This is a genomic window from Bartonella krasnovii, assembly GCF_003606345.3.
In the GTDB taxonomy this organism is placed as follows: domain Bacteria; phylum Pseudomonadota; class Alphaproteobacteria; order Rhizobiales; family Rhizobiaceae; genus Bartonella; species Bartonella krasnovii.
On record NZ_CP031844.2, the window covers coordinates 2,068,277 to 2,081,718 of the forward strand.

Consider the following 13,442-nt stretch of genomic DNA (forward strand, 5'->3'; position numbering starts at 1 on the left):
CTTCTTTAAATACCTAGAAATTAGGGCGTGTGTTTTTTGAACTGGATATTATGAAGTTTTTTATAAAATCCATTTTCTTTTGCGAGTAATTCTTTCTGAGTTCCTTGTTCAATCAGTTGTCCATTTTGTATGACCACAATTTTATGAGCACGAGCAATCGTTGAAAGGCGATGAGCAATAATGATCGTTGTACGCCCTTTGGTAAGATGATGAATAGCTTCATTAATTTGTGCTTCGGTGTGTGAATCGAGCGCGCTTGTTGCTTCATCAAGAATGAGAATTTCACTATCGTGAATCATTGCTCTAGCAATAGCGAGTCGTTGTTTTTGCCCCCCTGAAAGATTACAGCCATTATCGCCTATTTGTGTATCATAACCATTTGGCAAATTCATAATAAAGTCATGAGCATTTGCTGCTTTTGCTGCTGCGATAATTTCGTCATCACGAGCGCCTTCTTTTCCAAGCCCAATATTATATTTAACGGTACCTTGAAAAAGAAAAGTATCTTGCCCTACATAGGCCATCAGTTTTCTCAGAGAACGAAATGTTGTGTAGCGAATATCTTGATCATTAATCAATATGCGTCCTTTTGTGGGGTCATAAAGGCGCATAATAAGATTGATAAGTGTTGACTTTCCTGAGCCGGACGGTCCCACCAATGCGGTTATTTTTCCGGCTTCTATTTCTAAATTGATGTCTTTTAACACTATTTTGTTATCAGTATATGCAAAAGAAACATGTTCGAAACGAATAGCTCCTTGCGTTTTATTTAGATCTTTAGCTTCTTTATGTTCTGTAACAGTAAGGGGACGATCAAGTATTTCAAACATTGTACGGATATTGACCAAGCCAGATTCAATTTTGACACGGACATTTGCTAGTCTTTTTGCGGGGTCATAAGCTAAAAGTAAAGCAACAATAAAGGACATAAACTCACCTTGAACACCTGCGCGTTGGGTTGCAAGGTATCCAGAAAAACAGATAATACCGGCAATAGCGACACCTGTGAGTGTTTCCATAATTGGATTGGTAATCGCTTCAAGTGTTGCAATATTGTTTGTTTGTTTTTCAACATCACAAATGGCTTTGTCCATCCTTTTTTTCATGACTTCTTCTAGTGAAAAAGCCTTAATAACTCGAATGCCAACAGCCGTTTCCTGTACGATTTTGATAATTTCACCAAGTGAAAAAAGTTCTTTTTCCATAAGGCGACGAACGCGTTTTAAAGCCATTCGAACACCGAAAAAAGCCAGTGGTCCTACGATTAAAGTAATGGAGATTAACACAAAGTTTTGAATGAACATGACAAGCAACAAACCACTAACGGAAAGCAAATCACGCACAAAAGTTGTGATAATAGTATCAATGATATTACGCACAGCTGTCGCATTATGGGTTACGCGAACAAGCAAATCAGATGACGTGTTATTATGATAAAAAGAGACACCTTGTTCCATAAGGCGCGCATAAATTTTACGCTGTTGTTCAGCAATGATACTGTTGCCTGCTTTGCTTAAAAAGTAAGTTTGGGCAAAAGTTGCAATCCCTTTAAGAATAAAGATAAAGGCAATGAAGCTAGAAATCAAAACGATCATAGCAAAATTTTGCGCAGCAACAATATAATTAACAACATCACGCATAATCCATGCACTGGTTGCAGTTGTGCAGGAGATAATGATCATTGAGATAATAGCTGCACTGTACCAACGCGCATGTTTATGAAAATTTTCTCGCAAAAGGCGAATAATAAGATGTTTATCAAAAGAGGAAAGTTGTTTTTTGGCCATGAAGTGCTTCTATATTTTCTTGTTGTTTTATGCAAGATTGAAGCGCTCTTAATTCAAAAGCTCCTTAATCTTTTTTACAAAAAGAGCCTTCTTCTTTCAATATGTGTCATACTCTTTCATGTGACAGTGCTTCATATGATGTAAAATCCTCCCATAAAATGGTCTATGCGCCACTGTTTCATTTATATAAGATATAAGCTGATACCACTACTTTATTGGCATTCCCATATCGCAACCGTCCCCTAGACTCTTGAAAAAGTTCACAAGAGGATTATGGCTTTTTTCTATGCATATGATACTACCACTTATGACGTGCAAGCCAATATTTTTGTGTGATTTCATATTGAAAAGATTTGAAATAAGAGAAATCTACGATATCCATTTCCTTATTCGAAAAAAAAATAAATTATCATTATTAATTGATACGTTATTCTATTCTGCTCCAATGTAAAATATCGCGCAAGAAATTTTCATACTTTGAACATTTATAAATACATCATTTTCATTCTATAATGTTGCGTATCCGCTTTATCCTATTACATTCAAAAAGTTAGACTAAAGGAATAAAAAAATTTTAAAGGCTTTGGTATTAAACCAACAAAACGATCTCTCTTTAAAAGAGATAGTAGCTAAAGTTGCTGAGAATGCTGACAATAGAGTGGATAATAAGAGGAAATTTGTACTGAGGAAATGATCTTTTATTTAAAAAAATAAACACAGGTTATCCACTGGCTTATTGAATACTGTTTTATAAAGTGTTGTTATTAAGCACCTACATCTTTACGCTTATGAAGGAACAAGCCGACACCATCACACACTTTGCAAGCTTGTGGGTGCTGCGACAATCTTTGGCACTCGAGATTTTTCATAAGAGGCATTTTTGCTCTTTATCTTGTACAGTTTTTATTTACGCAGGCTTCTCCGTTTGTGATGTGCAAAGCAAGAGATTTTGATTGATTCAACATGGAACAAATTTGAACTGAAAGAATCTTACGATCTTTGAAACTCTTATTCAACATGCAAGCAATGAATTGTTTTTATAAATCAGTATGTTGGTATTACAAGCAACATATGAAAATAGTTGTACTAATGGGCACCATTATCTTTACGATTATGAAAGTTCAAGTTAACATCCTCATTCCTTTACCCTTTTCCATATTGCTATAGGCTTTGGCATTTGAAATGGTTCACAAAAGACATTTCTACTTTCTTAATATTTTATGTATTATTTCTGTTTGTGCTCTCTCATTTAATATGCAAAATAACACATTTTCCTTATAAATCGAGAAAGCATTGTTAAACTCTTCAAAGAATCTATACCAATTTATAAAACTTTAAAAACACTACAAAACTCTCCGTAACGCCTTTAACCAATATCCATCCGCTTAATCTTTATGAGTTGCACAAAGACATCATTTCAACGAAAAGTTATTTAGGTGCTATCACCATCATTATTTGCCGCCCTTCAAGCTTTGGCTCCAATTCAACTTTGGCAATACCACTTGTATCTTCTTTTACACGCTGAAGAAGTTTTAATCCAAGATCCTGGTGAGCCATCTCACGACCACGAAAACGCAAAGTAATCTTTACTTTATCACCATGGTCAATAAAACGATGAACAGCCTTGAGCTTGACTCCATAATCATGGACATCAACATTCGGGCGCATTTTAATCTCTTTAATTTCAATGACTTTTTGTTTTTTGCGTGTTTCAGCAGCTTTTTTTTGAGTTTGATATTTTAGTTTGCCCAAATCGATGATTTTACATACGGGTGGTTCCGCATTTGGTACAATTTCAACCAAATCAAGCCCGGCTTCTGCGGCCATAGCAAGAGCTTCTTGTATCGCAACAACTCCCTGATGTTGTCCCTCATCATTGATAAGCTGAACATGGGGCACCCGAATATCATGATTTGAACGCGGTCCGTCTTTTGGGGTAGGTGTCATTTTAAATGGTCTACGAATGGTTTATGCTCCTTAATTTTGATTCAACTACGATTATTTAATATACAATTATACACATAAAGACAACAATAATTCGTGTATTTTTCATTATTTGATTTGTTACTTTTTTTAAAAATTTAGATTATAAAAGTTTTTCTCTTGATTTAAAGAAATTGTTTTATGGAGGAAAAGAATCATGAATCAAAATGTTCCTTGCCAGTTTTTTTCATTTGAGGACACTTCTCTTGCAGTGCGTCATCGCAAAGGGCGCCACTCTCCAGGTTTGGTTTGGCTTCATGGCTATCAATCCGATATGTTAGGAAGTAAGGCGATGTTGATTGATCAGTTTGCTCAAAAGCATGATTTGTCTTGTTTGCGTTTTGATTACTCTGGTCATGGGGAATCTGAAGGAGATTTTTTTCAGGGAACGATTTCACGTTGGGTGAGTGAAAGTTTAGCAGCTTTTGAAACCTATTGTGAGGGGCCGCAAATTTTGGTTGGTTCCTCTATGGGGGGATGGATTGCTTTAAGGCTTTCTATGATGTTAGCACAGAAAAATAAGAAGCTCGCTGGTATGCTATTAATTGCTCCAGCTCCTGATTTTACACAAACTTTGGTGGAACCAGAATTAGGCCCAGAAGAATGGGAAATTTTGGAAAAAAAAGGCTATATTGAACGACCTGCTGCTGGTGATGAGGAGCCGATGCCCTTTACAAAAAAGTTGATTGAAGATGGACGCGAAAATTGTGTCATGAAAGGGTGTATTGATGTTGGCTGTCCGGTCCATATTTTACAAGGGATGGAAGACGACAAGATACCCTATCAGCATACATTGACTTTACTTGATCATTTACCTCTTCATAACGTAACATTGACACTTGTGCGTGATGCAGATCATCGTTTTTCTCGTCCACAGGATTTAGATTGTCTAGAAACAGCTTTGAAATCTTTGATTGATCAGATTAATGAAAAATAAGGGGGCTATTTATTGGTGATGAAGATAAATATATGAGTATTTCTGAAAAGCATTTTATTTTTTCTGATCACGTTATTCCTATACGTGTGCGAGAAAATAAGCACGCACGCCGTTTTACCTTACGTATTGATGCCAGAAGCCTGGAGGTTTGTGTAACAACACCACCAGCGATAGATCTCTATGCGATTGAAAGCTTTATTGAAAAACATCGGTCTTGGATTGAGACGCGCCTTACGCGTATACAAATTTCTCATGAAAATACCTATCTCAAAGAGGGAGCAACAATACCTTTCTTGGGTGTTTCTCATACCATAAAGCATGAGAAAGGACGTGGAGTAACAAAAATTGTTACAGCAGATGCGGAGCAAGGGCCTAAAATTATTGTTTATGGTCAATTAGAATATCTTCCAAGACGCATTGCTGATGTTTTAAAAAAGCAAGCAGCGCTTATTATAACACCCTTAGTGACACATTATGCTCATCAGGTAGAGCGGAAAGTCAAATCCATTTGCTATAAAGATACGAGAAGTCGTTGGGGATCTTGTTCCATCGATAAGCGTCTTTCTTTTTCTTGGCGTCTTATTATGGCACCAAAAGAAGTTGTTGAGTATGTTGTCGCCCATGAAGTTGCTCATCTTGTTGAAATGAACCACGGACCAAGATTTTGGGCTCTTTGTGAGAAACTTTGTCCTGATAGTAAAACGCATCGTGCTTGGTTGAAAGAAAATGCCCATAGACTACACGCTATTAATTTTGATTCATATAAATTAGAAGCGTAAAAACGTGCAAATGTGTAAATAAGAGTAATATTTAACGGAACTTTTTGTTGAGCGTTTCGTTGTGTATGTGCTTCGTCATGCATGATGAGGAAGCCATTGAAGCTCTCAGCACGATTGTCCTCCCCTGCTTGGTTTGCTGAGTGTCTTCAATGTTTTTGCTTTATCTTTTTTACCATTCAGCGTAATAACCTTAAGTTCCGATGATTTATAACAAATGGGAAGGGGTTTTTATGTCTGTTCTTACAGATCCACTTCAGCTATTACAGGCACTTATTCGTTGTCCTTCTGTTACACCTCATGAAGCAGGGGCTTTATCAACGTTGGAACAATTTTTGAAAAAAATGGGATTTCATGTCGAGCGCCCTATTTTTACGGATAAAAATACAGATAATGTTGAAAATCTTTATGCAAAAATGGGAAGCGAAGGACCTCATCTTATGTTTGCGGGTCATACAGATGTTGTGCCGCCAGGTGCATTAGAAGATTGGACTTATCCACCTTTTGAAGCTGTTATAGATCAGAAGAAATTATATGGGCGGGGGGCTGTTGACATGAAAGGCTCTATCGCCTGTTTTATTGCGGCTCTCGCGCGGGTTCTTGAGAAACAATCCATTAAAGGAACAATAAGCCTTTTGATTACTGGTGATGAAGAGGGGCCTGCTATTAATGGCACGGTAAAACTTCTCCAATGGGCAGAAGAAAAAGGCGAAAAATGGACTGCAGCTCTTGTGGGAGAACCAACAAGCGTAAAGACTGTTGGTGATGTTATAAAAATTGGTCGCCGCGGATCGATTTCTGGGGTCATTACCGTGAAAGGTCGCCAAGGTCATGTTGCTTTTCCAGAGCGCGCTGCCAATCCTTTGCCTTTGGCAAGTAAGCTTATTCAAGCATTGACACAAACGGCTTTAGATCAAGGGACAGAGAATTTTCAGCCCAGTAATTTAGAACTAACAACAATCGATACCGGTAATTTGGCGGTCAATGTTATTCCAGCGCAGACAACGGTTCGTTTTAATATACGCTACAATGATCTTTGGACAAAAGAAACCTTGATGGGGGAAATTGAAAAGCGTCTTGCTCTGGTGCAATCAAGAAATAATAGTGGTCAATATCCCTTTTATCAGCTTGAATGGATTCCGAGTTTAGGGGATGTTTTCTTGACCAAAAATGATAAACTTATTCAAATTTTATCCAATGCTATTGAAAATGTAACAGGGAATGCGCCAGAATGCTCCACGTCTGGGGGAACTTCAGATGCGCGATTTATTAAGGATTATTGCCCCGTGGTTGAATTTGGCTTACCAGGGCAAACGATGCATATGGTTGATGAATGTGTTGCCCTTGATGCAGTGGAAACGCTCACTTTTATTTATGAGCGTTTTATTATTGATTTTTTTGCCTAAAGAAATAATTGTTCGGTTCAATGATATCTTTATCTTATTTTGCCATAGAACCCTTTTGTTCCCATAAAACATCATCTTTTGAGGTGTTAATATATTAAGTGGTTTTAGAGTATGTGGTGCGCAGTTTTAAAGCTGGAGTTTTCGCTCGTAAAGCCTTCAGCTCAGTGAATCACATCAGTGGAAAATCAAGTGGAACCTGTTTTAAGAAGTAGAGCCGTTTACAGACCGGATTGGGTTAAGAGTATTCATCCTTTAAGGTGAAGGGAAGCAGTTAGCGCGCAATTCATATATAGAATGAACATTATATCACAATTGGTTATGATGACAAGTTGAAGTCATAAAGACACATAAGAATAGGTCGCTTTTTTAAGAAGTTTTTACAACGTAAATACATTCATTTCTACTATATATCTTAATATGTTTTCACGCAAAAAATTCTTTATTTCAATAATTCTCTATTAGAGTAAAATCCACAGAAACACACTTTAAGTTTATTTTACCATGCTCTTTTTACGCTTATGAAAAAGAAAGTCAGATCATCATATACTTTTCTATCGCAAAATATTTTGGTAACTCTAGGCGCTTTAAAATAGTCATAAAAAGCATTTTTACGTCTTTTGTATAGTTTGTACCCACACACTTCACTATTTTTAAAAAAGTAAGAATTAATATATTATAAGCATTTTTGAAAAAAGATCTTACGATACTTTAATTTCATTTTTTCTATGACAAATAATGATGATCATTAAAATCAATATGTTGTTATAAAGGCTTTAGTTTGCAAGTTGGCTGATAATATGATCAAGAACAATACGTCCTTTGGTTGTTGCTTTTAAGCGTTGATTATCCACCATTTCGACCAATTCTTGGTGTTGTAAATCGATCAGTTTTTCCATTGGGATGCGTTTTGGGCTTAAAGTTTCATAACGTGTAAGCTCCAAGCCTTCACAAAGGCGTAACCCCATAAGGAGCATTTCATTCGCCTGTTGCTGAAGAGTTAATCGTTCTGTTTCAACACAGCCGTGTCCTGTTTTTTCGACTAATGCAAGCCATTGTTCGGGATTTTTTTCATTGATTGTGACATAACGTTCATGGTTTTCAAGGTGTGATAAAGATGTTTTTGAAAAGGGGAAAGAATGATTTGATATATTTTCAATAAAACGACCGTGTGCTCCTGGACCAAAGCCTGCATATTGGTGATAACGCCAATAAAGAAGGTTGTGTGCTGATTCAGCACCAGGCATGGCATGGTTTGAGATTTCATAGGCGGGAAGTCCATACAGAGCTGTTATTTCTTGGGTAAGATGATACAGATCTGCTGCGAGCTCTGATGGGGGAAGGATAAGCCTTCCTGCATCATGAAGTCGTTTAAAGGCAGTTCCTTCTTCGATTGTCAATTGGTAAAGAGAAAGATGGTCTGCTGCCAAATCAATGGCTTGTACAAGTTCAGATTTCCATTGTTCAAGAGTTTGTTCAGGACGAGCATAAATAAGATCAAAGGATAAGCGTGGAAAAATTTTCCGTGCTAAATCAATAGCATAAAGAGCTTGTTCTACATTATGGAGGCGGCCAAGTTTACGCAATGCTTTATCATTGAGTGCTTGTATTCCTAGAGATAAGCGATTAACACCTGCAGCGCGGTATCCGCGAAAACGTTCTGCTTCCACACTGGATGGATTAGCTTCCAACGTAATTTCAACTTTATCATCAAGTATCCACTTTTTTGCAAGTGCTTGCAAGAGGGCATCAACAGTTTGCGGCTCCATAAGAGAGGGGGTTCCACCACCAATAAAAATACTCGTAATATGGCGTGGACCTATTTTATGGTATTGTGTTTCTATTTCGCGCTCAAAGGCGGTGACAAAACGCGGCTGATCAACACCATGAAGGCGAACATGTGAATTAAAGTCACAATAGGGACATTTAGCAGCACAAAAGGGCCAATGAATATAAATTCCAAAAGGTTCATTCATGAGAATGCCAAAAGGTTTTCTGCCAAAAGTTTAAAAGCTCGTGCACGATGTGAAAGAGGAGGAATATCATTGTGTTGCCAGCCGTGTTTTTGCTCTGTTGACATTTCTCCAAATGTATTTTCATATCCATCTGGTAAAAAAATAGGATCAAAGCCAAAGCCTTTATCTCCCCGTGGAGGCCAAATGAATGTTCCTTCAACGTATCCGCGGAAATAATCTGCATGAGTGTCAGGCCACGCGATGCAAATGACGGATATAAAACGGCATTTTCGTTGGCTTTTTTCTCGTGCTCCGACTTTTTGAAGTTCATCTTCTATTCTTTGCATCGCTTTTGGAAAATCACGTGTACCGTCGGCTTGAATCGCCCAATCGGCTGTATAAACGCCCGGTGCACCACCCAATGCATTGACTTCTAAGCCTGAATCATCAGAGAGAGCAGGAAGTCCTGTTTTTTTTGCTGCTGCAAAAGCTTTAATGTAAGCATTTTTTTCAAATGTTGTTCCTGTTTCTTTCGGTTCTGGCAAGCCAAGCTCTTTTGCTGATTGTATTATTAAACCGAAAGGTGCAACCAAGGTGGTGATCTCATGTAATTTGCCGGTGTTATGTGTCGCAATAACAAGTCTTTTATCGGCTATACTTCTCATATAGATTTCTCCAAAAATGAAAGGGGAACTATTTTTGCGCTAGGAACCAGCTTAAATGCTCATATACACACATATTCTACTTAATTTTACATGATAGAGTTATTTTACACGTTTTATGATATTCTATTCAAATAAAATTTTTCATATTTTGTGAAGACGACGATTAAAAAGACATGAGAGACGACTTTTTTTATGAAAGCATTTTTATGATAAAAATCTAATTTTCTACTCCCAGTGGTTTATAAATAAACAAGCTCCTCTTGGTCAGCGCCTAAAGAGACCAATTACTACCTTAAATATCCAATCACACACTCTAATAAAAACATCTCATGCATAATAATTATGCTTATATCATCACTTTAAAAGATGGTGTTTTGTGGCTCAATAGGATAATATATTTTGATACTACTTTAGATTATTTGACCAAACATTGGCAAAACTTATATAAGAGAAGAGTGTTTTTTTAAGTAGTGAAATAATTTTTATGAAGCACAAGCCTATTGATAATGAGCTAAAATATCTTGATGAGCGTTCGCGTGATATTTTCCGCCATATTGTTGAAGCCTATCTTAATGATGGTGAACCCGTAGGGTCACGCAATCTTTCGCGACTTTTGCAACAGACCTTATCACCTGCGACGATTCGCAATGTGATGAGTGATCTTGAACATCTCGGTTTGATTTATGCACCGCATGTTTCAGCAGGGCGAATGCCAACCCAATCGGGTTTACGCTTTTTTGTTGATGCATTTATGGAAGCGGGTGATTTGCCAAACGAAGAGAGAGAAAATATTGAAATGCAAGTTAAAGAGGCAGGTCATGCACAATCGGTTGAACATTTTCTTGTTCAAGCAAGCCGAGTTCTTTCAGATCTCTCTCGTGGAGCAGGGCTTGTTCTCGCAACAAAACAAGAAGGAACATTGAAGCATATTGAATTCGTACGCCTTGATAGAGAGCATGCTCTTGCTGTTTTAGTGACACAACAAGGTGAGGTTGAAAATCGTATTGTTCATTTGCCAGAAGGGGTTACCCATGCACAATTGACAGAAGCAACGAATTTTCTTAATGCCCATATTCAAGGGCGTACATTGAGTGAAGCTAAAGGAGAAATTGCTTGTCTATGTGCAGAAACACGGGCAGCACTTGATGATTTATCACATCATCTTGTTGAAACGGGATTAGCTCTTTGGGGAGGAGAAGGTGCTGATCATAAAATACACCTCATTGTTCGTGGACGCAGTAATTTGCTTGAAGATGTGAAAGCAGAAGAAGATTTAGAACGGTTACGCCATTTGTTTGATGATCTTGAAACACGTGAAAGTATGGCTCAGCTTCTTGATTTAACAGATGAAGGGTCAGGGGTCCGAATTTTTATTGGTTCGGAAAATAAGTTATTTTCACTTTCTGGTTCTTCTTTAGTCGTAGCGCCTTATCGTGATTCACAACAAAGAGTCATTGGTGCTTTAGGTGTTATTGGTCCTACACGGCTTAATTATGCAAGGATTGTACCCATGGTTGATTATACAGCCCAACTTGTGTCACAGTTATTGCGTTAAACGATGCGGTTAAGTATTTTTACTATAGAAGCTCATTGTATTAATATGCATTAATACCCCTTGATTTTTGTCTGTAAAATTTCGATATCGAGAATAACAAATCTTATGAAGGAATAGAATTTTTATGTCTGATGAAAAAAACAAGTTTACTGACGCTTCATTTGAAAATTGTGATTTAAAAAATCCAGCTGATCGTAATGCACTTAAACAAGCAGCGGATGAATTTTTAAAAACACATAAAACAGAAGCACACGGAGGCGTTGAAGAAGAAAGTAATGAGGTTGATCCTTTAGCATCTTTACAGGATGAAAACAAAGAGTTGAAAGATCAGCTTTTACGTCTTGCTGCGGATATGGAAAATCTTCGACGCCGTACTGCGCGTGATGTAGCGGATGCGAAGGCTTATTCCATTGCTAATTTTGCACGAGATATGTTATCTGTTTCTGACAATCTCAATCGCGCTTTGGAAGCGATTCCAGAAGGTTCACGAGAAAGTGATTCTGGTTTGAAATCATTAGCAGAAGGTGTTGAAATGACTGAACGTGCCATGATGGCAGCATTAGAACGTCATGGGGTGCAGAAAATTCATCCAGAGGGACAAAAATTTGATCCTCATTTTCATCAAGCGATGTTTGAAATTCCTAATGCCGATGTTCCCGATAACACTGTTCAACAAGTGGTTCAGGCTGGTTATATTATTGGAGAAAGGGTTTTACGTCCAGCGATAGTTGGTGTGGCCAAAGGAGGAACAAAAGAAGCTTCTATTGAAACTGATTCGGCTTAAAACATATCAATAACAAGTTTCCAGCGTAAAATGCAGTATTCTCTGTAATTTCGCCGATATGGGGTCTTTCCTCAAAGAATTTTAAAGGGTGTTACAAACACCCTTTTATCTTTGAAGTGGCCAACTTCCTTTTACAATATATGGAGCATCGCTTGAGGGAGATGGCGATGAAAATAAAACAAAATGATTAACATCAAAGGGAGGAAATGAAAAATCACTCCGAGAGGACAGATAAGGAGGAAGGTCTTCAGGCTTAATATCGAGCAATCGGGCAATAGTAATATGCGGTGTAAATTCTTTTTTATCCGGCTCCAGTCTCAAGTGGCTACGAATACATTGCATCTTTTCGTGTAAAAGATTGAGAGCTTCACAAGGTTCAATGCGGACAACAAGAGAATGTGGAGCGTTTTCTGAACCAAAAACGTCAAAATCCTTCATTTGTAGCATAAAAGGAGGGAGCTTTATTATGTCAAAGGCATGCCTAAGGGCATCTTCTGTATCACTTTCAACTTCACCGAAAAAAGACAAAGTGATGTGAAAGTTCTGCGGATTAATCCACTGTGCATTTGGTAAGCCATTTTGCAACGATACAAGTTGTTGTGTTGTTTGTTGAGGAATCTGAAGGGCACTAAATAAACGATCCATAATGTTATCTCCTTATAATGAAAAGATGCTATCCCAAGTGCAATAAAAGATAAAAAGTGCAATAACAGATAAATTAAAAGCGAAAAATGCCACGAAAGATAAGGCGATAATATAGAAAAATAATGTCTAAAAAATGCTTACCATAATTATAAATGTAGAAAGGTTATTTGTTGTAAGAAAATGGTTATGATGTCGATCAAAATAAAAATTGCGTTTTCATAATAGTAGATCACAATAATCTGAAGCCGGGGATTTCTTGTGTATTATAAAGGTTACAAAGCTAGCAAAAAATAAAGAAAGTTGATCAATTTCTGATTTCTGACATTATATTGATATTTTCTTTTACTTAAAAGCAAACATATTCAGTCCAAGCCAAAATTCTCTTTTCTGTAAAGATGTAAACCATATGATTAAGTTGGATAACAACCATAATACACAATAGCTATTTAAATGGGCCCAATAATGTTAGGACAGAAAACAAAAAAATCTGCCTAATACAATTAGAATAAACTGCCACATTTATAATAATTGTGCCAATCTACAGTGGATATGAATCTCGGCATAAAAATGAGAGAAGAAATCACAATTCAAGATAATGATAGAAAAATTTTATTCTCTAAGGATCATCATTCTTGTTTATTGTGAGAAAGGGCTAGTTTTCCTCTCCAAAGTTGTTATTGATGAGCTTTTCAAGAGCATTAAGGGCATCTGTTGCTTCTGGCCCCCAAACACGAATAGTAAGGTTGCAACCGGATGAAGCCGCTAGCATCATGAGTCCCATAATTGATGTTCCACCAACGATTTTTCCATCTTTTTCAACTTCAACAGTGGCATTAAAATTGTCAACAGTTTGTACAAATTTTGCAGAAGCCCTTGCATGCAACCCACGTTTATTACAGATATTAAAATGACGACTAAGTTTAGAGGGGAGAGGGTCTTTGGAAAGCATTAG

Annotated in this window: 11 protein-coding genes; 5 read left to right on the forward strand and 6 right to left on the reverse strand. The window is 37.3% G+C overall.

All coding sequences use genetic code 11. The annotated features are described in order from the left end of the window. Positions 1-20 precede the first annotated feature (20 nt). Both D1092_RS08890 and infC read right to left on the reverse strand, forming a co-directional pair. Positions 21-1,787 carry an ABC transporter ATP-binding protein gene (locus tag D1092_RS08890; protein ID WP_120121564.1) on the reverse strand — a complete coding sequence of 589 codons (1,767 nt, stop codon included), beginning with the start codon at positions 1,785-1,787 and terminating at the stop codon, positions 21-23. 1,428 nt (positions 1,788-3,215) lie between these two features. Then, positions 3,216-3,734 carry a translation initiation factor IF-3 gene (infC, locus tag D1092_RS08895; RefSeq protein WP_120121565.1) on the reverse strand — a complete coding sequence of 173 codons (519 nt, stop codon included), beginning with the start codon at positions 3,732-3,734 and terminating at the stop codon, positions 3,216-3,218. A gap of 193 nt (positions 3,735-3,927) precedes the next feature. Here infC and D1092_RS08900 point away from each other — a divergent pair, with 193 nt between their 5' ends. The 3 genes from D1092_RS08900 (at position 3,928) to dapE (ending at position 6,889) form a co-directional block, all read left to right on the forward strand. Continuing rightward, complete coding sequence (locus tag D1092_RS08900) at positions 3,928-4,707, forward strand: alpha/beta hydrolase (RefSeq protein ID WP_120121566.1); 780 nt, start codon at positions 3,928-3,930, stop codon at positions 4,705-4,707. A 32-nt stretch (positions 4,708-4,739) separates the two neighbouring features. Then, on the forward strand, positions 4,740-5,486 hold the full coding sequence (locus tag D1092_RS08905; RefSeq protein ID WP_120121567.1) for a M48 family metallopeptidase: 747 nt from the start codon (positions 4,740-4,742) through the stop codon (positions 5,484-5,486). Between the two features lie 230 nt (positions 5,487-5,716). After that, a complete protein-coding gene (gene dapE, locus D1092_RS08910; RefSeq protein ID WP_120121568.1) occupies positions 5,717-6,889 on the forward strand; it encodes a succinyl-diaminopimelate desuccinylase in 1,173 nt (390 codons plus the stop codon). Positions 6,890-7,662: 773 nt separating this feature from the next. Here the strand turns inward: dapE and hemW are convergent. Both hemW and D1092_RS08920 read right to left on the reverse strand, forming a co-directional pair. Beyond that, positions 7,663-8,862, reverse strand: coding sequence for a radical SAM family heme chaperone HemW (gene hemW, locus D1092_RS08915; protein ID WP_120121569.1), 1,200 nt, complete (start codon positions 8,860-8,862; stop codon positions 7,663-7,665). Beyond that, positions 8,859-9,506 (reverse strand): non-canonical purine NTP pyrophosphatase, encoded by a 648-nt coding sequence (locus D1092_RS08920; protein ID WP_120121570.1) that lies wholly within the window; start codon positions 9,504-9,506, stop codon positions 8,859-8,861. The genes hemW and D1092_RS08920 overlap by 4 nt, the downstream gene beginning before the upstream one ends. A gap of 484 nt (positions 9,507-9,990) precedes the next feature. Between D1092_RS08920 and hrcA the strand changes: the two genes are divergently transcribed. Then, entirely contained in the window at positions 9,991-11,061 is a 1,071-nt protein-coding gene (gene hrcA / locus D1092_RS08925; protein WP_120121571.1) for a heat-inducible transcriptional repressor HrcA, read from the forward strand. A 124-nt stretch (positions 11,062-11,185) separates the two neighbouring features. Next, complete coding sequence (gene grpE / locus D1092_RS08930) at positions 11,186-11,845, forward strand: nucleotide exchange factor GrpE (protein ID WP_120121572.1); 660 nt, start codon at positions 11,186-11,188, stop codon at positions 11,843-11,845. Positions 11,846-11,950: 105 nt separating this feature from the next. Here the strand turns inward: grpE and thpR are convergent, their stop codons facing one another. Then, positions 11,951-12,490, reverse strand: coding sequence for an RNA 2',3'-cyclic phosphodiesterase (thpR, locus tag D1092_RS08935; protein ID WP_120121573.1), 540 nt, complete (start codon positions 12,488-12,490; stop codon positions 11,951-11,953). A 652-nt stretch (positions 12,491-13,142) separates the two neighbouring features. Continuing rightward, a complete protein-coding gene (locus D1092_RS08940; protein WP_120121574.1) occupies positions 13,143-13,439 on the reverse strand; it encodes an HPr family phosphocarrier protein in 297 nt (98 codons plus the stop codon). Positions 13,440-13,442: the final 3 nt, after the last annotated feature.